The organism is Sulfitobacter sp. 1A15106 (assembly GCF_043556995.1).
Classification (GTDB): Bacteria; Pseudomonadota; Alphaproteobacteria; order Rhodobacterales; family Rhodobacteraceae; genus Sulfitobacter; species Sulfitobacter faviae.
The window spans coordinates 1-22,126 of record NZ_JBIFFM010000020.1; the positions used below are offsets into that span (position 1 = coordinate 1).

18 protein-coding genes are annotated in these 22,126 nt (G+C 61.0%); 13 read left to right on the forward strand and 5 right to left on the reverse strand.

The window, feature by feature from the left end; translation table 11 throughout:
• The first annotated feature begins 106 nt into the window (after positions 1-106).
• A complete protein-coding gene (locus tag ACGYKA_RS19270; protein WP_394407914.1) occupies positions 107-1,666 on the forward strand; it encodes a substrate-binding domain-containing protein in 1,560 nt (519 codons plus the stop codon).
• Positions 1,667-1,676: 10 nt separating this feature from the next.
• On the opposite strand, the gene radC is transcribed toward ACGYKA_RS19270, so the two are convergent.
• From radC to dnaK, 3 genes are all read right to left on the reverse strand, one after another.
• Positions 1,677-2,438, reverse strand: coding sequence for a DNA repair protein RadC (gene radC, locus ACGYKA_RS19275; RefSeq protein WP_271688594.1), 762 nt, complete (start codon positions 2,436-2,438; stop codon positions 1,677-1,679).
• Positions 2,439-2,546: 108 nt separating this feature from the next.
• Positions 2,547-3,695, reverse strand: coding sequence for a molecular chaperone DnaJ (gene dnaJ, locus ACGYKA_RS19280; protein WP_067264268.1), 1,149 nt, complete (start codon positions 3,693-3,695; stop codon positions 2,547-2,549).
• Positions 3,696-3,777: 82 nt separating this feature from the next.
• Complete coding sequence (gene dnaK / locus ACGYKA_RS19285) at positions 3,778-5,700, reverse strand: molecular chaperone DnaK (RefSeq protein ID WP_271688593.1); 1,923 nt, start codon at positions 5,698-5,700, stop codon at positions 3,778-3,780.
• A gap of 207 nt (positions 5,701-5,907) precedes the next feature.
• Here dnaK and ACGYKA_RS19290 point away from each other — a divergent pair, with 207 nt between their 5' ends.
• On the forward strand, positions 5,908-6,510 hold the full coding sequence (locus tag ACGYKA_RS19290; protein ID WP_271688592.1) for an alpha-ketoglutarate-dependent dioxygenase AlkB: 603 nt from the start codon (positions 5,908-5,910) through the stop codon (positions 6,508-6,510).
• 51 nt (positions 6,511-6,561) lie between these two features.
• Here ACGYKA_RS19290 and ACGYKA_RS19295 read toward each other — a convergent pair whose 3' ends face one another.
• Both ACGYKA_RS19295 and ACGYKA_RS19300 read right to left on the reverse strand, forming a co-directional pair.
• Positions 6,562-7,170 carry a COG3650 family protein gene (locus ACGYKA_RS19295; RefSeq protein ID WP_394407911.1) on the reverse strand — a complete coding sequence of 203 codons (609 nt, stop codon included), beginning with the start codon at positions 7,168-7,170 and terminating at the stop codon, positions 6,562-6,564.
• Positions 7,167-7,991 (reverse strand): ABC transporter permease, encoded by an 825-nt coding sequence (locus tag ACGYKA_RS19300; RefSeq protein WP_067264256.1) that lies wholly within the window; start codon positions 7,989-7,991, stop codon positions 7,167-7,169. Before ACGYKA_RS19300 ends, ACGYKA_RS19295 begins: the two co-directional genes overlap by 4 nt.
• A 116-nt stretch (positions 7,992-8,107) precedes the next feature.
• On the opposite strand from ACGYKA_RS19300, the gene cysQ reads away from it, so the two are divergent.
• The 11 genes from cysQ (at position 8,108) to ACGYKA_RS19355 (ending at position 21,696) form a co-directional block, all read left to right on the forward strand.
• Positions 8,108-8,905: a 3'(2'),5'-bisphosphate nucleotidase CysQ gene (gene cysQ, locus ACGYKA_RS19305; protein WP_394407908.1), complete on the forward strand. Its 798-nt coding sequence runs from the start codon at positions 8,108-8,110 to the stop codon at positions 8,903-8,905.
• The gene (locus ACGYKA_RS19310) at positions 8,905-9,705 is read left to right on the forward strand and encodes a 3-deoxy-manno-octulosonate cytidylyltransferase (protein WP_271688588.1); all 801 of its coding nucleotides are present in this window, start codon (positions 8,905-8,907) and stop codon (positions 9,703-9,705) included. The genes cysQ and ACGYKA_RS19310 overlap by 1 nt, the downstream gene beginning before the upstream one ends.
• A complete protein-coding gene (locus ACGYKA_RS19315; protein WP_394407905.1) occupies positions 9,702-10,979 on the forward strand; it encodes a glycosyltransferase family 2 protein in 1,278 nt (425 codons plus the stop codon). The genes ACGYKA_RS19310 and ACGYKA_RS19315 overlap by 4 nt, the downstream gene beginning before the upstream one ends.
• Positions 10,980-11,040: 61 nt before the next feature.
• A complete protein-coding gene (gene galU, locus ACGYKA_RS19320) occupies positions 11,041-11,934 on the forward strand; it encodes a UTP--glucose-1-phosphate uridylyltransferase GalU (RefSeq protein ID WP_209216861.1) in 894 nt (297 codons plus the stop codon).
• Positions 11,935-11,951: 17 nt separating this feature from the next.
• On the forward strand, positions 11,952-13,157 hold the full coding sequence (locus ACGYKA_RS19325; protein WP_394407903.1) for a glycosyltransferase family 4 protein: 1,206 nt from the start codon (positions 11,952-11,954) through the stop codon (positions 13,155-13,157).
• A 68-nt stretch (positions 13,158-13,225) separates the two neighbouring features.
• Complete coding sequence (locus ACGYKA_RS19330; RefSeq protein WP_394407900.1) at positions 13,226-14,212, forward strand: glycosyltransferase family 2 protein; 987 nt, start codon at positions 13,226-13,228, stop codon at positions 14,210-14,212.
• Positions 14,209-15,906: a beta-1,6-N-acetylglucosaminyltransferase gene (locus ACGYKA_RS19335; RefSeq protein ID WP_394407897.1), complete on the forward strand. Its 1,698-nt coding sequence runs from the start codon at positions 14,209-14,211 to the stop codon at positions 15,904-15,906. The genes ACGYKA_RS19330 and ACGYKA_RS19335 overlap by 4 nt, the downstream gene beginning before the upstream one ends.
• 3 nt (positions 15,907-15,909) lie before the next feature.
• A complete protein-coding gene (locus tag ACGYKA_RS19340; protein ID WP_394407894.1) occupies positions 15,910-17,337 on the forward strand; it encodes a nodulation protein NodH in 1,428 nt (475 codons plus the stop codon).
• Positions 17,338-17,421: 84 nt separating this feature from the next.
• Positions 17,422-18,078 carry a YitT family protein gene (locus tag ACGYKA_RS19345; RefSeq protein ID WP_394407891.1) on the forward strand — a complete coding sequence of 219 codons (657 nt, stop codon included), beginning with the start codon at positions 17,422-17,424 and terminating at the stop codon, positions 18,076-18,078.
• A gap of 150 nt (positions 18,079-18,228) precedes the next feature.
• Positions 18,229-20,418 carry an NADP-dependent isocitrate dehydrogenase gene (locus ACGYKA_RS19350; protein ID WP_394407888.1) on the forward strand — a complete coding sequence of 730 codons (2,190 nt, stop codon included), beginning with the start codon at positions 18,229-18,231 and terminating at the stop codon, positions 20,416-20,418.
• Positions 20,419-21,399: 981 nt separating this feature from the next.
• A complete protein-coding gene (locus ACGYKA_RS19355; protein WP_394407885.1) occupies positions 21,400-21,696 on the forward strand; it encodes a hypothetical protein in 297 nt (98 codons plus the stop codon).
• Positions 21,697-22,126: the final 430 nt, after the last annotated feature.

The window sequence follows — 22,126 nt, forward strand, 5'->3', positions numbered from 1 at the left end:
CTTCTGCCGGGGCGCGCCCCGGCAGAAGCTCATGGCGCCAGCATCAAATGAATTTCCAGACCTGAAGTTACACCACCGCAGAACTGACGCAACCGGGTAGGTCTAGATGAACGGGTTGAAACGTGCGGCGATCAGCGCCGCACTTTTGCTTTTTACGGCGGGCGCATCCGCAGCGCAGGACATCGCACTGACCTCGCGCGATGGCAGCGTCGAACTCAGCGGCACCCTGCTGGGGTTCGACGGCGAATTCTACCGCGTCGAGACGGACTATGGCGAGTTGACCGTCGACAGCAGCGGCGTCTCTTGCGCCGGTCCGGGCTGCCCCAACCTTGCGGATTTCGTGGCCGAGGTGCGCTTCTCGGGCTCCGCCACCATGGGGGCGGTGCTGATGCCCGCGCTGATCGAGGCCTTCGCCGCGCGCCAAGGCTATACCGTCAGCCGCGAAGAGGGGGACAGCGGGCACTTCGCGCTGCTGCTCTCGCGTGAGGATGACGGCAAGCTTGCCGCGCGGTTCGATTTCCGGGCGAGCAATACCAACGAGGGCTTTGCCGATCTGCTGGCGGATGAGGCCGATGTCGTGATGGCCCTGCGCGAGGTGCGGCGTGAAGAGCGGATCAACGCGCGTGAGGCGGGCTTGGGCGATCTGACCGGTGCCAATCGCAGCCGGGTTCTGGCGCTTGATGCGGTGGTGCCCGTGGTCGCCCCGTCCAACCCGGTGAGACAAATCTCGCCGCTGACCTTGGCGCGGGTGTTCTCGGGCGAGATCAAGAATTGGCAGCGCCTCGGCGGGCCGGACGCACCGATTGAGTTGCATCTGCCCACCGCCGACAGCGGGTTGAGCCAAGCGATCGTGGATCAGGTGCTCACCCCCGCCGGGCTGGAACTGAGCGCCGATGTCACCCGCCATGCCATGCCCGATGCGCTGGCTGAAGCGGTCGCGCGGGATGTTTTTGCCCTTGGCATCACCAGCTATGCCGAACAGGGTGAGACCGAGGTGCTGACCCTTGGCGGCAACTGCGGTTTTGCGCTGGATGCCGCACGGCGGACGATCAAAACCGAAGATTACCCGCTGACCGCGCCGATGTTCCTCTATTTCCCCGCCCGGCGCTTGCCGCTGATCACGCGCGAGTTTCTGGCCTTCACCCGTGGCCCTTCGGCCCAGATCGTGATCCGCCGGGCCGGTTTCGTGGATCAAACGCCCGAGGAAATCCCGGTTGAGGAGCAGGGCAACCGCTTTGCCAATGCGATCATCACGGCGGGCGCGGAAACGCCGCTGGAAGAGTTGCAGCGCATGACGGCGACGCTTGTGCCGATGGCGCGGCTCACCACCTCTTTCCGCTTCGAGGCCGGGTCGATCCGGCTTGATGCGCAGTCGCGGTCAAACGTGCAGCAATTGGCGCGGGCCTTGGAGCAGGGGCAATATGATGCGCGGCGATTGATGTTCGTGGGCTTCAGCGATGGCGAGGGGGTCGCGCGGGCCAACCGCGAAATCGCCTTGCGCCGGGCCGAAGCGGTGCAGCGCGCGGTCAGCGCGGCTGCGGTCACCGCTAATTTGTCACGCATCGATTTGCGGGTCGATGCCTTTGGGGAGGCGATGCCGATTGCCTGTGACGACAGCGAATGGGGCCGCCAGGCCAACCGGCGAGTCGAGGTTTGGGTCCGCTAGGCACACCCCGCTATAAATGCCCCTCACTGCGAAAGCTGAGCTCGCGCGATTTTCCGATGATCAGGTGATCATGCAGGGTTAGCCCCAAGGCGTCACAGGCGGCGGCGACCTGCCGGGTCATGTCAATGTCTGCGCGTGACGGGCTGGGATCGCCCGAGGGGTGATTGTGCACGAGGATGATCGCGCTGGCGTTCAACTCTAGCGCACGTTTGGCAACCTCGCGCGGGTAGACCGGCACATGGTCCACCGTGCCCTTCGCCTGTTCCTCATCGGCGATGAGGATGTTTTTCCGGTCGAGGTAGAGGACGCGAAACTGCTCCATCTCCAGATGGGCCATGGTGGTGTGGCAATAGTCCAGCAGCGCATCCCATGAGGAAACGACATGCCGTTGCAGCACCTTCGCCCGGGCCAGCCGCTGCGCTGCGGCCTCAATGATCTTAAGCTCCACAATCACCGCCTCTCCGACGCCTTTGACATCGCGCAGCCGGGCGGCGGGGGCGGTGATGACGCGGTTGAAATCGCCGAACCGGTCGAGCAGTTCGCGCGCCAGCGGTTTTACGTCCCGGCGCGGGATGGCGCGGAAGAGGACAAGCTCCAACATCTCGTAATCCGGCATGGCCGCCGCGCCCCCGTCAATGAAACGGCTGCGCAGGCGCTGGCGGTGATCCGCGATATAGGAGGGTTGCTTGCCCGTATTGGACGGCGGGCTGTGCGCTTCGTCCAGCAGATAGGGGAGGGGCTGATCAGCCAAGGTTCTCGGGGCACGGCTCATGCCCGGAGTGTCGCGCCAAAGTGGTTATTATTCGGTTAACGGACGGTTAAAACTTCGTTCACCACGCTGCCTAAAAAGGGGAGCCGCATCCACGGCTCCCCCCAATGGTTAACCCTTCATCGAATCCCAGAAGGATTTGACGGAAGAGAAGAAGTTGCTGCTCTCGGGGTTGTTGTTCTGGGCCTCGCCCTCGAACTCCCGCAGCAGTTCTTTCTGCCGGTTGGTCAGGTTCACCGGGGTCTCGACCGCCAGTTCGATGATCATGTCACCCACGCCACCGCCACGCAACGGCGGCATGCCTTTGCCGCGCAGACGCATCTGGCGGCCCGATTGGCTGCCCGCGGGGATCTGCACGCGGCCACGGCCCCCGTCGATGGTGGGCACTTCGATATTGCCACCCAGAGCGGCAGTGCTCATCGACACCGGAACACGGCAGAAGAGGTTCGGTCCGTCGCGTTCGAACAATTCGTGATCGGCCACCTCGATAAAGATGTAGAGATCACCCGACGGCCCGCCGCGCATGCCCGCTTCGCCTTCGCCAGCGAGACGGATGCGGGTGCCGGTTTCGACGCCCGCGGGGATGTTGACCGAGAGCGTGCGCTCTTTCTCAACCCGGCCCGCGCCGCGGCATTTCTTGCAAGGGTTCTTAACGATCTGCCCCATTCCGGAACAGGTCGGGCAGGTCCGCTCGACGGTAAAGAAACCTTGCTGCGCGCGCACCTTGCCCATGCCCGAACAGGTGGGGCAGGTCGAAGGTTCCGCGCCGCCTTCGGCACCGCTGCCGTCACAGGCGTCACATTGGACGGAGGCCGGGACGGTGATCGACTTTTGCATGCCCGAAAAGGCATCTTCGAGCGAGATGCGCAGGTTGTAGCGCAAATCGGCCCCGCGTGCGGCACGGCGTCCGCCGCCACCGCCACGTTGGCCCATGAAGTCGCCGAAGAGGTCGTCGAAGACGTCGGAAAAGGCCGAAGAGAAATCGCCCTGACCGCCGCCCATGCCGCCGCCGGGACGCCCGCCGCCCATGCCACCTTCAAAGGCGGCGTGGCCATAGCGATCATAGGCGGCTTTCTTGTCACCGTCTTTGAGCACGTCATAAGCCTCGCCCACTTCCTTGAACTGGGCTTCGGCTTGGGGGTTGTCTTTGTTGCGGTCGGGGTGGAGGTCCTTCACCTTGCGGCGATAGGCTTTCTTGATCTCGTCGGCAGAGGCCCCTTTGGCAACGCCAAGCACCTCGTAGTAGTCACGTTTTGCCATGGGTTATCATGCTCCTGCGCTGGAACGTGATAGGCCGGCCCGTCTGACGGACCGGCCCTTTCACAGGTTCCGTTTCACACGCTTACGCGCGCTTGTCGTCGTCCAGATCTTCGAACTCGGCATCCAGGATGTCGTCATCGCCACCTTGGGCTTGCTGAGCATCCGAAGGCTGCGCCGTGTCCTCGCTGCCGCCCTCTTCCTGAGCGGCCTTATAGATGGCTTCGCCCAGTTTCATGGCGGATTCGGTGACGTTCTGGATGCCGTTCTTGATCTTGTCGGCGTTGTCTGTTTCCAGCTCGTCTTTCAGCGCGGCAATGGCCAGTTCGATCGCTTCGACGGTGGTCGGGTCGACTTTATCGGAATGCTCTTCCAGCGACTTCTCGGTCGAGTGGATCAGCGATTCCGCCTGGTTCTTCGCTTCGATCAGCTCGCGACGGGACTTGTCCGCCTCGGCATTCTCTTCCGCGTCCTTGACCATCTGTTCGATGTCCGCATCCGACAGACCGCCCGAAGCTTGGATCGTGATCTTCTGCTCCTTACCGGTGCCTTTGTCGAGCGCGCCGACCGACACGATGCCGTTGGCGTCAATGTCGAAGGTCACTTCGATCTGCGGCATGCCGCGGGGCGCAGGCGGGATGTTCTCAAGGTTGAAGGCACCGAGCATCTTGTTGTCGGCAGCCATCTCACGCTCACCTTGGAAGACCCGGATGGTCACGGCGTTCTGGTTGTCTTCGGCGGTCGAGAAGACCTGAGACTTCTTCGTCGGGATCGTGGTGTTACGGTCGATCAGACGGGTGAAGACACCACCGAGCGTCTCGATGCCGAGGGACAGCGGAGTCACGTCGAGCAGGACCACGTCCTTCACGTCGCCTTGCAGAACACCGGCCTGAATGGCGGCACCGAGGGCCACGACTTCGTCCGGGTTCACACCCTTGTGCGGCTCCTTGCCGAAGAATTTAGAGACCTCTTCGGCCACCTTCGGCATACGGGTCATACCACCCACGAGCACGACTTCGTCGATGTCGGACGCGGACAGGCCGGCATCCTTCAGCGCGGCGGCGCAGGGCTTCATCGAAGCTTTGATCAGGTCACCGACGAGGCTTTCCAGCTTGGCGCGGGTCAGCTTCATGACCATGTGCAGCGGCGAGCCATCCTTGCCCATCGAGATGAAGGGCTGGTTGATCTCGGTCTGGCTGGAGGAGGACAGTTCGATTTTCGCCTTCTCAGCAGCTTCCTTCAGACGCTGCAACGCCATCTTGTCTTGCGTCAGGTCGACGCCGTTGGCCTTTTTGAACTCTTCCGCAAGATAGTTCACGATGCGCATGTCAAAGTCTTCACCACCGAGGAAGGTGTCGCCGTTGGTGGATTTCACTTCGAACAGGCCGTCGTCGATCTCAAGAATGGTTACGTCGAATGTACCGCCGCCAAGGTCATAGACCGCGATGGTTTGCGTGTTCTCTTTGTCGAGACCGTAGGCCAGCGCGGCGGCTGTCGGCTCGTTGATGATGCGCAGCACTTCGAGACCGGCGATCTTGCCGGCGTCTTTGGTGGCCTGACGCTGGGCGTCGTTAAAGTATGCAGGCACGGTGATAACCGCCTGAGAGACTTCCTCACCCAGATAGCTTTCTGCGGTTTCTTTCATCTTGCCGAGGATGAAGGCCGAGATTTGGCTTGGGGAGTATTTCTCACCCTTGGCTTCGACCCATGCGTCGCCGTTGCCGCCGTCGATGACGTTGAACGGCATGTTTTTCTTGTCTTTGGCCAGATCCGCATCGTCGTTGCGGCGGCCGATAAGGCGCTTGACGCCAAAGACTGTGTTTTCGGGGTTGGTGACCGCCTGGCGTTTCGCCGGCTGGCCGACAAGGCGTTCGTCGTCGGTGAAGGCGACGATCGACGGCGTGGTGCGCGCGCCTTCGGCGTTTTCGATCACACGCGGCTGGCTGCCATCCATGATGGCGATACAGCTGTTGGTGGTGCCAAGGTCAATACCGATTACTTTGGACATGTTTCGATCCCTCTTTGAATCTAAGGCGATGACACGAGGCGCGGACCCGTTTTGGCATCCTGCCCCGATCTGTTGACATCGAAGACCACGTGCCTTCGACGGTTCGGAGCGTATATAGGGAGGGTATTTGCACCCTGCAACCATTGGCTGGTCTGGATGGTCGCGATTCCGTGATGTTTTTGCTAAACGAGTGAGGAAGAACGAAAAATGACTGCTTTGCGCCTCCGGGGCTTTGATATTCACAAGGAATTTCTAGGAAGAGCGGCCCAGCAGGAGGTGCTGGAGGCGGTGCGCGGCGTGGTGCGTCAGGCGCCGTTCTTTCGCCCCGAAGTGCCGCGCGGCGGGCGTATGTCGGTCCGGATGAGCGCGGCAGGGCGCTATGGCTGGTTTTCGGATCGGCGTGGGTATCGTTACGTCACCGAACACCCCGACGGTGAGCCTTGGCCCGAGATCCCGGTGCCGATTATGGCGATTTGGGATCAGTTGACCGGGTTGGAGCGCCGCCCGGAATGCTGCCTGATCAACTACTACGATGCCGATGCGCGTATGGGGCTGCATCAGGACCGGGACGAGGCGGATTTTCAGTGGCCTGTGGTCTCGGTCTCTCTGGGGGATGATGGCCTATTTCGGATCGGCAACCTAACCCGAGGCGGCAAGACGGAATCGATCTGGCTGCAATCGGGTGATGTGGTGGTGATGGGCGGTGATGCGCGGCTGACCTATCACGGCGTGGACCGGATCAAGCCCGGCACCTCGACATTGCTGCCCAAAGGCGGGCGGATCAACTTGACGCTGCGCGTGGTGGAGTAGCGTTTTCTTTGAAAGAGAACGGTGACGGACTTTTTTAAAAAGTCCGTCGCTTCAGTGGCTAAGCGAACAACACCCTGTCTGATGTTGCCAGCCATCATTTCCCTGCAAAAGGAAGTTGACAGCCAGCCCATAGGCGCGGTCCGACATGCCATCGCTACAGGCCCGCGCCGTGAGCGTAGCGATGGCCGCGCCCTGCGGCCCCTCGGCGATCATGTGAAAACTGTCGCGCCGCCCCTGCGCCGGGCCAGACTGCGTGATGCGGTAATCGCGTGCGCCGCCCGTCATGGCGTCATAGCTCAACGTCTCGCCAGTCACCTCAAAAGACCAAAACGGCTCCGTCCCGCCGCAATGGGCCACGGGTGGCATCGCACCGGCCCATTGGCCCGCTTGCCGGGTGAGGAAACGCAGAGAGACCCAGCCGCTCCCTTCGCCCGTGTTGACCAAGCCCCAGCCGTGATGGTCATCGGGGCGGATCACTTCGATGTTCTGGGCGTCAGGCTCGAAGCTACCGATGATCGGGGCGCTGGCACTCGGGGCTTCGCGAATGTTCAATACGTCATCCGCCGCGACACCGCTGACGTCATGCAGGGCGGGCCATGCATCCTGCGTCGCCCAGACAGGCAATGCCCAAAGGCAGAGGAAGAGTGCCAGAAGTCTCATCGCCGGGCGTTCCAACTGATCGACGCATGGCGGCGGGTATAGAATTCGCCCATCAGCCCAATCATCAAAAGCACCAGACCCACCCAAAGCGGATATTCCCAACTGGTGTAGCGCGGGTTGTAATTGATGAAGGCAAAGCCGCGCGCTTGGTCGATGCTGTGAAACAGCGGGTTCCAGTCAAACATCGCCAGCATATAGCCGGGCAGGGAGTTGGCGAGGAACATCTTCCCCGAGGCGATCATATTGGCGCGCTGATAGACGGTTGAGAAAATCGTCACGAAGGACGGGAACCACGGTTTGATCGCCAGCATCACCAGACCAAGGGCGCAGCCGGTAAACCACGCGGTCAGCATCATCCCGAAAGCGGCAAAAGGCTGATCTATGGTGATCGGGGTGACTGCCACATGATAGATGAACAAGATCACGAAGAGCGACAGCACTTGGATATAGAGCGAGCCCACTGCCGCCGATGCGATGGCGATGATCGTGTTCATCGGGGCGTGCTGCATCATCGGGCTTGCCGGTCCCTCAGACCCCGCGACCGCGCCCAGAGCCTTCACATGGGTGAGGTAGAGGAAAATCCCCGACATCAGATAGATGAGAAAGTCACCCCGCACGGCAGAGCCGCGCATCCCGAGGATCGAAAACATCACATAGAAGGCCAGTACGAACATCACCGTTTGCAGCATGTTCATCGCGATGGCGATGAAGGCATTGTTGTGCTGTTTGCGCACGTTGCGCACCACGGAATGGTAGACCAGTTCCGCGATGGCGAGGGCAGAACCGATGCCGGATTTCGGCTTTCTGGAAGACTGGAACATGCGCGCGTCCTTGACGAAGCCCTAGCGTGGCACGGAATTCTTGCTGTTCCGTTAGCTCCGCAGCATAAGGGAAACAGTGAATTGAAGCAACGACAGCCCGCAGGGCCGGAGGCAAAATGGATTACGAGAAACTGGTCGCGGAAATGCGGCGGCTGGCGTTGGAGGCCGGGGACAAGATCATGGAGATCTACGGTCAGGACGATTTCGAGGTGAAATCGAAATCCGACGACAGCCCCGTCACCGCCGCCGACGAAGCCGCCGATGCGATCATTTCCGACGGGCTCCGCGCCGCTTTCCCCGATGTCATGTTGGTGACCGAAGAGCAGGCTGCGACCCATTCCGCCAAGGGCGACACCTTTCTCATCGTCGATCCGCTGGATGGCACCAAAGAGTTCGTCCATCGCCGCGGGGATTTCACGGTGAACATCGCGCTGGTCGAAGGCGGCGTGCCGACGCGCGGCGTGGTCTATGCCCCCGCCAAAGCCCGGATGTTCTTTACCCAAGCCGATGGCCAGTCGGTCGAAGAGGTCGGCGCATTCGACAAGGGGCAGGTGGGGGAGACCAAGGCGATTTCGGTCTCTAACCCCGACAATGCGGCCTTGATGGTCGTCGCCTCCAAATCTCACCGTGATCAGGCGACCGATGATTACATCGGTAAATACGCTGTGCGAGACATGACCTCGGCGGGGTCGTCGCTGAAATTCTGTCTCGTCGCGACCGGAGAGGCCGATCTCTACCCGCGTTTGGGCCGCACGATGGAGTGGGACACTGCCGCGGGCCATGCGGTGCTGAACGGGGCAGGCGGCGCGGTGGTGCGCTTTGACGATCTCACGCCCCTGACCTACGGCAAAGAAGATTTCGCGAACCCTTTCTTCATCGCCCATGCCCCGGGCGTTGAGTTGAAGGCGGGCTGATGTCAGCCCTGATCGTCATTCCCGCCCGCTATGCCTCAACCCGCTATCCCGGCAAGCCGCTGGTGGCGCTCACCGGGGCGTCGGGCCAGAAACAGACCCTGATCGAACGAAGTTGGCGGGCCGCCAGCGCGGTGTCGGGCGTCGACCGCGTGGTGGTGGCCACCGACGACGACCGCATTCGGGAGGCCGCCGAAGGCTTCGGTGCCGAGGTCGTGATGACCTCGGAAAGCTGCGCCAACGGCACCGAGCGCTGTGCCGAGGCCCATGCCGCATTGGGCGGGGGCTATGACATCGTGGTCAATCTACAAGGTGACGCCCCGCTGACGCCGCATTGGTTCGTCGAAGGGCTGGTGCAGGGGTTGACAGACAACCCCGAGGCCGAGATCGCCACCCCGGTTCTGCGCTGTGACGGGGCCACGTTGAACAGTCTTCTGGCCGACCGTAAGGCGGGCCGCGTGGGCGGCACCACAGCGGTTTTCGGCGCCGACAATCAGGCGCTCTACTTCTCGAAAGAGGTCGTTCCCTATACCGGAAAGCCCTACGCAGAGACGGATATGACCCCGGTCTTCCACCACGTCGGCGTCTATGCCTACCGCCCCGATGCACTGGCCCAATACCCAAGCTGGCCTGTCGGCCCCTTGGAGCAGTTGGAAGGGTTGGAGCAGTTGCGTTTTCTTGAAAATGGCCGCGCCGTGCTCTGTGCGGAGGTCGAGGCCAAGGGGCGCGAGTTTTGGGAATTGAACAACCCCGAAGACGTGCCAAAGCTCGAAGCCATGATGGCGAAAATGGGTCTGGAATGACCGCCACCCCCGTCAGTGCCACGCTTGAAAGCGGCGTGCCTGTCAGCATCGTGATCGTCAGCCGGAATCGGCCCGAAGCATTGCGGCGCTGCCTGACGGGGGTGGAACAGCTTCAATATACCCCTTTCGAGGTCATCATCGTGGCCGATCCCGCCGGGATTGCCGTGGCCCGCGCCATGCATTTCGCCGGGGCGTTGAAACTGGTCCCTTTCGACAGGCCGAATATCTCTGCCGCGCGCAACCTTGGGATTGCCGAGGTTGCGGGGGAGGTCGTGGCCTTTATCGACGATGATGCGGTGCCCGAGCCGCAATGGCTACGCCACCTGCTGGAGCCTGCGCAACTGCCCGAGGTCGCGGCGATGACCGGTTTCGTGCGAGGGCGAAACGGCATCTCTTTCCAATATCGCGCGCGTCGGTTGAGTGGTTTCGGAGAGCCGGAAACGCTCGATGTCGACCCTGAAACCCTCAGCATCCTGCACCCTCCGCCCGGGGGGGCAATCAAGACCGAAGGCACTAATATGGCCTTTCGGCGCGATGTCCTGGTGGAAATGGGCGGCTTTGACCCGGCCTTTCACTACTATCTTGATGAGACCGATCTGAATATGCGGCTGGCGCGGGCGGGCCATGCCACGGCAATCGTGCCACTGGCCGAGGTCCACCACGGTTTCGCCGCCAACGCCATGCGAAGCGCCAACCGCGTGCCGCGCGATCTTTTCGATATCGGGGCGAGCTGGGCCGTGTTTCATCGCAAACATCTGCCCGCGCAGGACCGTGCCGCTCATTGGGCGCATCTGCGCGCCCAAGAGCGCCGTCGTCTGCTGCGCCATCTGGTAAGCGGCGGGTTGGAGCCGCGTGATGTGCCAAGGCTGCTGCGCAGGTTGGACGAGGGGCACGCCGAAGGGGGGAAGCGCCCTATCGTCCGCGTTACCCTGCCGCAGACAGCCAGCAGCGCTTTCCGCCCCTTTCCCGCCCGCGCCCGGCGCAGCGTGGCCATGTGCACCCGGCCTATTAATCTGGCGCGAGACCGGGCAAGGGCTGCAAAACGGGCATTATCGGGTGAGATCGTGACCCTGATCAACCTTTCGCCGACGGCGCTTTATCACCGCGTTGCCTTTGATCCGGCCCACGCTATCTGGCTGCAAACAGGTGGAATATACGGAAAGTCCACACGGGATGACGCGGTTTTCCGCTTAACTCGGCGCTTCGACAGGCTGCAAAGGGAAGTTAAGCGAGTTGCCAGACAGCGCGGTTTCGGCGATGATCATCGCCGGTAGAAAGACGCAGGTAGATTGACCGTGGCGTTCTGTATATTTCGAATAAGTTGTAAGGATTAAAATGCGCAAGAAGGTTACAAAAGCGATTTTCCCCGTTGCAGGCATGGGGACACGCTTTCTGCCCGCCACCAAATCGGTGCCGAAAGAGATTATGACCCTCGTCGACCGGCCTTTGGTTCAATATGCAATCGATGAGGCGCGCGCCGCCGGGATCAAAGAGTTCATCTTCGTGACCTCGCGCGGCAAAGGCGCGCTGGAAGATTACTTCGATCACGCCCCGCAGCTTGAGCAGGAGTTGCGCAAAAAGGGCAAGACCGAGCTTCTGGAGACGCTGCAAAGCACCAATATGGACAGTGGCGCAATCGCCTATATTCGCCAGCACAAGGCGCTGGGCTTGGGCCATGCGGTCTGGTGCGCGCGCCGTTTGATCGGCAATGAGCCCTTTGCAGTGATGCTGCCGGATGACGTGATCGCGGCGGAAAAACCTTGTCTTCAACAGATGGTCGAGGCCTATGAGGAAACCGGCGGCAGCATGGTCGCCGCGATGGAGGTGGAACCTTCCCGCACGTCCTCTTACGGCATTCTCGATACCAGCGAAGAACGCGGTGATCGTGTGAAGGTCAATGGCATGGTTGAAAAGCCTGCCGTCGACGAAGCACCATCGAACCTCGCGGTGATCGGGCGCTATATTCTGGCGCCGACCGTTTTGAAGAACCTGAATAAGCTGAAATCCGGCTCGGGCGGTGAAATTCAATTGACCGATGCGATCGCGCAAGAGATCGAGCAAGACCGCGATGTCTATGGCTTCCGTTTCCGCGGGCAGCGTTTCGATTGCGGCTCTAAAGCGGGCTTTCTGCAAGCGACCGTGGCCTTCGGCCTTGCCCGTGAAGAATTGCGCGACGATCTTTCGGCCTATCTGCAAAGCATCTCGCAAGTCGACCGCGCGGCGCAGTAGGGGCGGGAAGCGGGCCTTTGCAAAAGCCTCAGTCTCCCCCCGCGCGGCTGTTGGACCTGACGCGCAGTTTGCGTCGGGTTGGGCGGGGCGCGACGGGGGTGGATCGGGTCGAACTGGCCTATCTCTCACATCTTTTGACAGAGGACGCGCCGCTTTTTGGAGTGGCGCGCACCGCTTTGGGCTATGCCCTGCTGGACCGCGATGGGATGCGGGGCTTTCAGGATCGGCTTGCGGGGCGCGTTCCTTGGGGGCGGGCGGATCTGCTTTCGCGCCTGCCGCGGGGGCGTGCCGTGGCGCTGAGCCGGGCGGAAAGCGACTTGCGGCGTTTGGCTGTCGCGCGCTGCGTTCCGGCCGGGTTGCCCGCGATGCTTGCCCGGCATCTGCCGCCGGGATTTGCCTATCTGAATGTCGGGCACAGCAATCTGACGGATCGGGTTCTGGGCGCCGTGAAACAGGCGCGGGGGCGAAGTGCCGTTCTGATCCATGACGTGATCCCATTGGAATATCCCGCCTATCAACGCCCCGGCTCCGTTGCGCCGTTTCGGGCCAAGATCGACCGGGTGAGCGCGCAGGCCGATCTGGTGATTTACAACTCACAAGACACGCGGCAGCGCAGCGAGGCGCAGATGCGCGGGCGGGTTCCACCTGCCGTCGTCGCGCATCTTGGCGTCGATCTGCCCGCGCCCGATGCTGGCGAGCTACCTGCGGGGCTTCCGCCAGAGCGCCCCTATTTCGTCGTTGTCGGCACGATCGAGCCGCGCAAGAACCACGGGTTTTTGCTGGACCTGTGGCAAAAGATGGGGCCTGATGCGCCGCTCTTGCTGATCTGCGGGGCGCGGGGGTGGAACAACAGCGCGGTTTTCGACCGGCTCGACCATCTGCCAAAAAACGACCCTATGCGAGAGCTGGCGAACCTTAGTGACACAGGATTGGCGGCCTTGGTGCAGGGGGCGGCGGGGATGCTCTTCCCCAGCCATGCAGAGGGGTTTGGCCTGCCCCCGGCAGAGGCGCTGAGCCTTGGAACGCGTGTTTTATGCAACGATTTACCGGTCTTGCATGAGGTCTTGGGTGACAAAGCCGTTTACGCGCCCCTGAGCGAACCCTATTCATGGATCAGAACAATCGAAGAATGGGCCGCATCTGTGCCAGACCCGCGCCCAGCGACGACTTTTATCGCGCCAACATGGGCCGAACACTTCAAGACCGTGTTAAAGTCGACGTGATAGCGCGGTAGAGGGGCGGTCAGACGCGATAGGTAAGGGGCGGTTTGGGCTTAATTCAGTCATATCGGTTGCGGCTGCAACGCAAGCGCTGGCGCATCCGCGCCTTCCGCAAGCGGCGCGAGTTGACCTCTGTGGCGAACCGGACGGCGCAGATCAAAGCTGACGATATTCTGCTGTTCTGCACGCAGCGCAACGAAGCGATCCGGCTGCCCTATTTCCTGAAATACTACCGCGAGATGGGCGTCGGGCATTTCTTCTTTGTCGATAATGACAGCGATGATGGCGCTCTCGACTATCTGGCCAAGCAATCCGATGTCTCGGTCTGGAGCGCCAAGGCCAGCTACAAACGCTCTCGCTTTGGGGTGGATTGGCTGAACTGGTTGCAGATGAAATACGCCCACGGCCATTGGGCGCTGACGGTCGATCCGGATGAGTTTTTGGTCTACCCCTTTTGTGACACGCGCCCCCTGCGGGCGCTGACCGATTGGCTCGATGCCTCTTCGATCAAGAGCTTTTCGGCGATGCTGCTGGATATGTATCCCAAGGGGCGGCTTGACGAGAAACCCTATCAGGCGGGGCAGAACCCGATTGAGATCGCCGCATGGTTCGACAGTGGCAACTACACCATTTCGCGCAATCGGCGGTTTGGGAATCTCTGGATACAGGGCGGACCACGGGCGCGGGTGTTCTTTCCTGACGCGCCTGCCAAGGCGCCCGCGCTGAACAAGGTGCCGCTGGTCAAATGGGATCGGCGCTATGCCTATGTCAGCTCGACCCATATGCTGCTGCCGCGCGGGCTTAATCAGGTCTATGACGAATGGGGCGGAGAGAAAGCCTCGGGCGTCCTCTTGCACGCTAAATTCCTCGACACCTTCGGGGCCAAGGCGGCGGAGGAGTTGCAGCGTAGCGAGCATTACGCGGCTTCGGTCGAATACAAAGCCTATGCTGAACAGCTGAAAGACGATCCGCAGCTTTGGTGCAAATGGTCGGAACGCTATATCAATTGGCGGCAGCTTGAGATCCTCGGCCTCATGTCCAAGGGGAACTGGGCATGAGCGTCGGGATCGTCATGTTGGTGCACAACGCTTTTGACCGGGCCGAGCAGGTCGCGCGCCATTGGGCGGCGGCGGGCTGTCCGGTGGTGATCCATATCGACAAGGCGGTGCCCCGGCGGGCGCATGATGCCTTCGTGGCGGCGCTGTCGGATCTCAAGGATGTCTGCTTTAGCCCGCGCAAACGCTGCGAATGGGGCACTTGGGGGATCGTTGCCGCCTCTCAGGGGGCGGCGGAGATGATGCTCTCGCGCTTTCCAAAGGTGCGCCATGTCTATCTGGCCTCCGGCTCTTGCTTGCCGCTGCGCCCGGTGCAGGAGTTGATCGACTATCTTGAGGACCGTCCCCAGACTGATTTCATCGAAAGCGCCACCACGGCAGATGTGCCTTGGACCGTGGGCGGGCTGGATGCAGAGCGGTTTACCCTGCGCTTCCCCTTTTCATGGCGGCGCAATCGCTATCTGTTCGACCGCGCGGTCGAGGTGCAGCGCCTGCTGCGGTTGAAACGTCGGATGCCGCGCGGGATCGTGCCGCATATGGGCTCGCAATGGTGGTGCCTGACCCGGCGCACCCTGTCGGCGATCTTGCAAGACCCCGACCGGCCCACCTACGACAAGTTCTTTCGCCATGTTTGGATCCCGGACGAAAGCTATTTCCAGACCCTTGCACGGCTCTATTCCAGCAAGATCGAAAGCCGGTCGCTGACCCTGTCTAAGTTCGATTTTCAGGGCAAACCGCATATCTTTTACGACGATCACCTCCAGCTTTTGCGCCGCTCTGATTGTTTCGTAGCACGCAAGATTTGGCCCCATGCCGACAGGCTCTATGAGGCCTTCCTAACCGACCCTGCCGGTGCGATGAAAAAGACCGAGCCGAACCCCGGCAAGATCGACCGCATCTTTGCCAAGGCGGTGGAGAGGCGCACCCAGGGCCGTGCGGGGCTTTATATGCAAAGCCGTTTTCCCAACGAGGATTGGGAGAATGGCGTTACCGCCGCACCCTATTCGATGTTTCAGGGCTTTACCGAGATTTTCGAGGATTTCGAACATTGGCTCAGCCGGGCCAGCGGGGCGCGCGTGCATGGGCATCTCTTTGCGCCCGACCGGGTGCATTTCGCGGGCGGGGAGACCGCGCTGAATGGTACTTTGTCGGATAACCCGGTGCTGCGCGATCACAATGCCAGTGCGTTCTTGACCAATCTGATCTGGAACACCCGGGGCGAGCGTCAGTGTTTTCAGTTCGGCCCGATGGACAATCAAGACATCAACTGGCGTGTGGCCAAAGACCCGAATGCGCATATTTCGGTGATCACCGGCGCTTGGGCGGTGCCTCTGTTCCGTTCGAACCTTGATTTCGCAGATATCCGCCGTCTGGCCGCCAAGTTGCAAAAGACGGAAAGCACGCATTTGGATGTACTGAATTCGCCCTATACCAAGGCGCGCGTGCGGGTCTGGACCATGGCCGATTTCATCGAAGCACCGATGGAGCCTTTGCAAGATATCCTTGACGAAATTGGCCGCCCCCGTCTGCGCCGCCTGTCAGAGGCGCCGCGCATGGTTGATCTGAGCGGCTTTGGCCAGTTCCTCCAGAACCTCAAGAACCAAGGCATGCACCCCTATATGGTCGGCGATTTTTCGGTCGCCCAAGGGGGCAGCGCCGATGCCAAACCTTCCCCCAAACCCTATCTGGTGAAATAACCCATGCGCGACAAATTCGACAGTTTCGTGGTCTTCGCCGAGATGCGGACCGGGTCCAACTTCCTAGAGGCGAACCTGAACGCCTTTGCCGGGATCGCCTGTCATGGGGAGGCGTTCAACCCTTTCTTCATGGGCTATCCCAAAAGCGAGCCCATCCTTGGCGTTGATCAGGCCACGCGGGACGAAGACCCCACCAAGCTGCTGGCGGCGATCCGGGGACAGCAGGATGCTTTGGGCGGTTTCCGCTATTTCCACGACCACGACCCGCGTGTTTTCGATGATATCGTCGAGGATCAGCGCTGCGCTAAGATCGTGCTCACGCGCAACCCGGTCGACAGCTATGTCAGTTGGAAGATCGCCCAGGCCACGGGGCAGTGGAAACTGACCGATATGAAGGCGCAGAAGGTGGCGCAGGCCGTCTTCGATGCCGATGAGTTCAGTGCCCATTTGGATGCTCTTCAGCAGTTCCAGATCACGCTGCTGAACCGTTTGCAAACCTCCGGCCAAACGGCATTTTACGTGGCCTACGAAGACCTGCAAAGCGTTGAGGTGATGAACGGGCTTGCGCGCTATCTTGGCGTGGATGAGCAGTTGGAGGGGCTGGACAAGAACCTCAAGAAACAGAACCCCAGCCCGATCTCGACCAAGGTAAGCAACTATGACGAGATGCTGGAGGCGCTGGCGCGGCTCGATCGTTTTGATCTGACCCGCACCCCCAATTTCGAGGCACGGCGCGGGCCGAACGTGCCCTCTTATGTGGCAGCGGCGACCAGCGGCCTGATCTATCTGCCGATTAAATCCGGCCCGCAGGATCAGGTGCTGGACTGGCTCGCCGCCCTCGATGGCGTCCCGCGTGAGGCGCTGCGCGATAAGATGTCGCAAAAAGAGCTGCGCCAGTGGAAACGCAAAATGCCCGGCCATCGCGGCTTTACCGTGCTGCGCCATCCCGCCCTGCGCGCACATGATGCCTTTTGCCGCCATATCCTGACCACGGGGGAGGGCAGTTACCGCCAGCTGCGCAACACGCTGATGCGGCGCTACAAGGTGCCGCTGCCAAAGGATGGCCCCGACGCCGAACATGACCGTGAGGCGCATCGCGCCGCCTTTGTCGCCTTCCTGAAGTTTCTCAAAGGCAATCTGGCCGGGCAAACCTCGATCCGGGTGGATGCTGCATGGTGTTCTCAGGCCCAAACCATTGCGGGGTTCGGGGCGTTCTGCCTGCCCGACCGCATCCTCCGCGAAGAGGAGTTGGCCAGCGAACTCCCCGCTTTGGCTGCGGGTCAAGGCCATGCCACCGTGCCCGCCGTGCCCCAGATGGTGGAACCCGGACCCTTCACGCTCGGCGATATCTATGACGATGAGATCGAGGCGCTGACGGCAGAGGCCTATCAGAAGGATTATATGACCTTCGGCTTTTCGCGCTGGCGGTGAGGGGCGCAGGCTAGATTGACCTTGCCGGTTCTGACGTGAACTGGAACAACAGGGCATCTTGAGCATTCCGTCGAAGGTCGCGCCGTGAGTTTCCTGTCTGTCACCTCTGTTCCCCGGCTGCGGTGGAGTTCGCCTAAAGCCTTCACGCTCAGGCCGCCATTGGCCTCGATGGTGTTTCTGGTTCTGGGACTGGTGATGTTTGGCTTGGGGGAGGCGCTTTTGGTCACCGCGGGCGTCGGCGTCAGCCCTTGGACCGTCTTCGCCGAAGGGGTGACCCGCATCACGGGGTGGAGCCTTGGCTTTGCGACCTTCCTGATCAGCGCCGTGGTTCTTTTGCTTTGGTTCCCGCTGATGCAGACGCCCGGTATCGGCACCATCCTGAACGCGGTGATCGTGGCGCTGGTGCTGGAATATGCGCTACCGATCTTGCCCCACTTCGACAGCTATCTGGCGAATGCCGTGCTGGCGCTGACCGGCGTCTTTGTGACCGGCTTTGGCGGTGCGATCTACCTTGTGGCAAACCTTGGCCCCGGGCCGCGGGACGGGTTGATGACGGGGCTGCAACGGGTCACCGGGAAACCCATCGCGCTGGTCCGCATGAGCATCGAATTGTCCGTCGTCGCCATCGGCTGGGCCTTGGGCGGCACCCTGGGCCTCGGCACGCTGCTTTTCGCGGTGGGGATCGGCCCGGCCATGGCGATTGGGATGCAGATTCTGCAACTGCGCAGCGTGGCCCGCTAGGCGGCAGCGCGCGGGTTGCGCTAGGTGACCCGTTCAAAAGGCTGAAATCCGCTTTTTCCTGAAACGACCTCACCGCATACTGCGGTATACCGTCGACCTTCGCCGCCTCTTCCGCTATCAGGGCAGCAAATGCAGCAATTTGGAGCAATCATGTCCGATATCATCTACACCAAAGTTGACGAAGCGCCGGAGCTGGCCTCTGCCTCGCTGTTGCCGATCATCAAAAAGTTCGCCGAAGCCGCCGGTGTGAGCGTCGGCACGAAAGACATCAGCCTCGCGGGCCGTATCCTCGCGACCTTCCCTGAGCATCTGAGCGAAGAACAGCGCCAGTCGGACGATCTGGCGGAACTGGGCCGTCTGGTGAAGACGCCCGAGGCGAATGTTATTAAACTGCCGAACATCTCTGCCTCCGTGCCGCAGCTGGTCACCGCGATCAAAGAGCTTCAGGCCCAAGGCTACGCGCTGCCCGACTACCCCGAAGAGCCAAGCACAGACGAAGAAAAAGCCGTGCGCGCCAAATATGACGGCATCAAAGGCTCCGCCGTTAACCCGGTCCTGCGCGAAGGCAACTCCGACCGCCGCGCGGCCAAGGCCGTGAAGAGTTTTGCCCAATCCAACCCGCACCGCATGGGGGACTGGACCGCCGACAGCAAGACGCATGTCTCGTCCATGACGGGCAATGATTTCTTCTCCAACGAAGTTTCGGCCACGCTCGACGCCGCGACTGGCGCCAAGATCGTGCTGGAAACCGCGGACGGGGAAAAGGTGCTGAAAGAGAGGCTTGAGTATCCCGCCGGCACCGTGGTCGACGCGACCTTCATGAGCGCGGCCGCGCTGAAGGACTTCCTCAACACCCAGATCGAGAAGACCAAAGAAGACGGCATTCTCTTCTCGCTGCACCTCAAGGCCACGATGATGAAGGTCTCCGACCCGATCCTCTTTGGTCACGCGGTCAAAGCCTACCTTGCGCCGGTATTTGAAAAGCATGGCGCAAAGCTGAAGGAACTGGGCGTGAACCCCAACTCCGGCCTTGGCGACCTGCTGGAGCGCGTGAAGGGCGAGAGCGAGATCATGGCCGACATCGACGCCTGCATGGAAGAGCGTCCGCCGATGTATATGGTCGATTCCGACAAGGGGATCACCAACCTGCATGTGTCTTCGGACGTGATCATCGACGCCTCCATGCCCGCGCTCATCCGCGCTGGCGGCAAGGGCTGGGGCCCGGACGGCAAAGAGCATGACGCCAACTGCGTGATCCCCGACAGCTCCTATGCGCCGGTCTATGACGAGGCGATCAACTTCTTCAAGGAAAACGGCAAGCTCGACCCGGCCACCGCCGGCACGGTGCAGAACATCGGCCTGATGGCGCAGAAGGCCGAGGAATACGGCTCCCACCCGACCACGTTCGAACTGGCCGAAGCGGGCACCGTTAAGATGATCCTCGACGACGGCACCGTGCTGCACCAGCACAAGGTCGACGCCGGTGACATCTGGCGCTCTTCCTCCGCGCGCAAGGCGCCGATCGAGGATTGGGTGAACCTCGCCATCTCGCGCCAAAAGGCTGAGGGCTGCCGCGCGATCTTCTGGCTGGACGCAAATCGCGCCCATGACGCCGAGCTGATCTCCTACGTGAAGCCGATCCTTGAGGCACAGGGCGTTGCCGACAAGTTCGAGATCATGGCCCCCCGCGAAGCCACCCGCGCCTCGCTGGAGACCATCACCAAGGGCGAGAACACCATCGCGATCACCGGCAACGTGCTGCGCGACTACCTGACCGACCTCTTCCCGATCTTGGAACTGGCGACCTCGGCCAAGATGCTGTCCATCGTGAAGCTGATGAACGGCGGCGGCTTGTTCGAGACCGGCGCGGGCGGCTCGGCCCCCAAACACGTGCAGCAGTTGGTGGAAGAGAACCACCTGCGGTGGGACAGCCTCGGCGAATTCTGCGCCCTTGGCGAAAGCCTGAAGTTCCTCGCCGATGCCCGCGGCAACGACAAGGCGCGCGTGCTGGGCGATGCCGTGGAAACCGCGACGCAGGGTATCCTCGACCACGGTCGTTCCCCTTCGCGCAAGGTGGGTGAGCCCGACAACCGCGACAGCCACTATTGGTTCGCACGCTACTGGGCCGAAGCTGTCGCCGCGCAGAGCGATGACGCGGAGCTCGCCGCAGAGTTCGCGCCCATCGCCAAGGAACTGGCTGCCAAGGAAGCCGACATCCTGTCCGAGCTTGCCGCGGCCCAAGGCACGGCTGTCGATCTGGGCGGCTACTACCACACCGACGCGGAGAAAACCGCCCGCGTGATGCGCCCCTCCGATACGCTGAACGGTATCATCGGGTAACTAGCCTGATTTAAAAAAATCCGCCGCGCCGCTGTTTAAGCGGCGCGGCGGATTATCGTTTTAAGACTTGGCAGCGGCGCTGGCGCTTTGCGGGCGCCTACACCCCCTGTAGGATGCCGCGTAATCTTGCGCGGTGCCTTCATTTCCATTGAGAAAATTCTACTATCCACGCCTAATAGTTTGCGAGACCTTTGCCTAAAGGTTTGCGCGTTTAGCCTGATATCTTGCGCAATAGGCCAGCAGACGCAAAGCGCTGGCTCCTAACTTAAAGGTAGGGATCAAACCGGTTTCTGTCGACTCATAAAGAAGTCCAACCGCAAAAACTGTCCAATCACAGGTTTATGGCTCGCTTCCATCATGATGGTCATGCTGTCCAAGTCCGCGTCGGGCATAACCTGAGCCTAAAGGTTTCTCCAACTTTGCACTATTCCTTAGGGTTAGATCTTTGGCGTTGGGCCAGCAATCTTGTCCATCGCCCTTCTCTTCAAAAAACCCAAGACATAGCGGTTTTTATGGGAGGATGCGGGGACGACACCTGCGCAGACACACAGGAAGAGCTTGAGGGAGAAACCCTCGCGGCCGCTGTATTGGCGGCATGATGCCAAGGGCGTATGTCGATCAGATATGACCTCCACCATTGATGAACTGTTCTCACCCGGCATCACTCACATCGAGGTTCGATGTTGGGAGTGCGGTCATACGGTGACCTGCAGGCCTGGCAATGTGCCCGACGGTATTACCCAACACGAGTTCGAGCGCCGGTCTGTCTGCAAGTGCGGCACAGGCTGGCCACAGGTGACCAGATATCCGCGTAAAGCCTCTACGTCGATGTAGGCCGTTTCGCGAGATCGGTGAGTTGTTTGTTGATGCACAGACCGTGTGCGCTGCACTGCAGAAACATTAATCATGCTGATCCCGTTACGCCCCCAGCAACGATGAAGTCGCAATCACGCGACAGTCGTAAGATCAAAGGATCACAGAATGAAACTGATTATGACAACAGCCGCCGCCGCACTGATTTCCACTGCCGCTCTGGCTGACACATCGACCTACCGCCAGGACCTCTTCCTAAATACCTCGATCGGTGCTGAGAAGACCTACGGTGATGAAGCCCGCATGCTGGCACCCCTTGAGTCGACCAAAGCCAATGACATTACATTCAGCACAGCCGACAACAGCTTCGACGCCGACACAGTCATGAGCACCCGCTCCGCAGAGCGCAGCCCCGGCGAGGGCTACATCTACGGTGGCTACGGTCCCGGCAACGACAGCCGTTAAGTAACAGTAGATCAGAGATCGCTGTTCTCCCTCAGTGCGCCAGATTTAGGTTCTGGCGCACTTTTGCAATCGAAGCAATTGCTCCGAAGGCCGGTGACATGTAACCGCTCGACAGATCTTCCCGCATGGTTGAAGAGGCTAATATCTTCAGTTGGCACTTTTCACATTTTGCAAGTGCGGCACAGGCAGGCCGCAGGTGTCCCGGTTTCCCAAGAGGAAATCGACATCGATATGATAAGCTTCACGCGAGGGAGGCAACATGAAACCCAAGGCGCCCAGATTTTCGTTCAAAGACCGCGCAGCGGAGAAAGCTGCCGCGCGCGAACGCGATGAAGAACTACTTCGTTCTGGTAAAGTTTCGCCCGCTGATATGGCGCGCGCTAACGGCGGTTTCGTCCGAGGGGCGCGTTACAAAGGCCCAGCAAAGCGT

Coding starts and splice junctions, on each gene's coding strand:
- ACGYKA_RS19270 (WP_394407914.1), top strand. CDS start 107: ATGAACGGGTTGAAACGTGCGGCGATCAGCGCCGCACTTTTGCTTTTT.
- cysQ (WP_394407908.1), top strand. CDS start 8,108: ATGGATTACGAGAAACTGGTCGCGGAAATGCGGCGGCTGGCGTTGGAG.
- ACGYKA_RS19295 (WP_394407911.1), bottom strand. CDS start 7,170: ATGAGACTTCTGGCACTCTTCCTCTGCCTTTGGGCATTGCCTGTCTGG.
- ACGYKA_RS19350 (WP_394407888.1), top strand. CDS start 18,229: ATGTCCGATATCATCTACACCAAAGTTGACGAAGCGCCGGAGCTGGCC.
- ACGYKA_RS19355 (WP_394407885.1), top strand. CDS start 21,400: ATGAAACTGATTATGACAACAGCCGCCGCCGCACTGATTTCCACTGCC.
- ACGYKA_RS19315 (WP_394407905.1), top strand. CDS start 9,702: ATGACCGCCACCCCCGTCAGTGCCACGCTTGAAAGCGGCGTGCCTGTC.
- radC (WP_271688594.1), bottom strand. CDS start 2,438: ATGAGCCGTGCCCCGAGAACCTTGGCTGATCAGCCCCTCCCCTATCTG.
- ACGYKA_RS19300 (WP_067264256.1), bottom strand. CDS start 7,991: ATGTTCCAGTCTTCCAGAAAGCCGAAATCCGGCATCGGTTCTGCCCTC.
- ACGYKA_RS19335 (WP_394407897.1), top strand. CDS start 14,209: ATGAGCGTCGGGATCGTCATGTTGGTGCACAACGCTTTTGACCGGGCC.
- dnaK (WP_271688593.1), bottom strand. CDS start 5,700: ATGTCCAAAGTAATCGGTATTGACCTTGGCACCACCAACAGCTGTATC.
- galU (WP_209216861.1), top strand. CDS start 11,041: ATGCGCAAGAAGGTTACAAAAGCGATTTTCCCCGTTGCAGGCATGGGG.
- ACGYKA_RS19340 (WP_394407894.1), top strand. CDS start 15,910: ATGCGCGACAAATTCGACAGTTTCGTGGTCTTCGCCGAGATGCGGACC.
- dnaJ (WP_067264268.1), bottom strand. CDS start 3,695: ATGGCAAAACGTGACTACTACGAGGTGCTTGGCGTTGCCAAAGGGGCC.
- ACGYKA_RS19310 (WP_271688588.1), top strand. CDS start 8,905: ATGTCAGCCCTGATCGTCATTCCCGCCCGCTATGCCTCAACCCGCTAT.
- ACGYKA_RS19290 (WP_271688592.1), top strand. CDS start 5,908: ATGACTGCTTTGCGCCTCCGGGGCTTTGATATTCACAAGGAATTTCTA.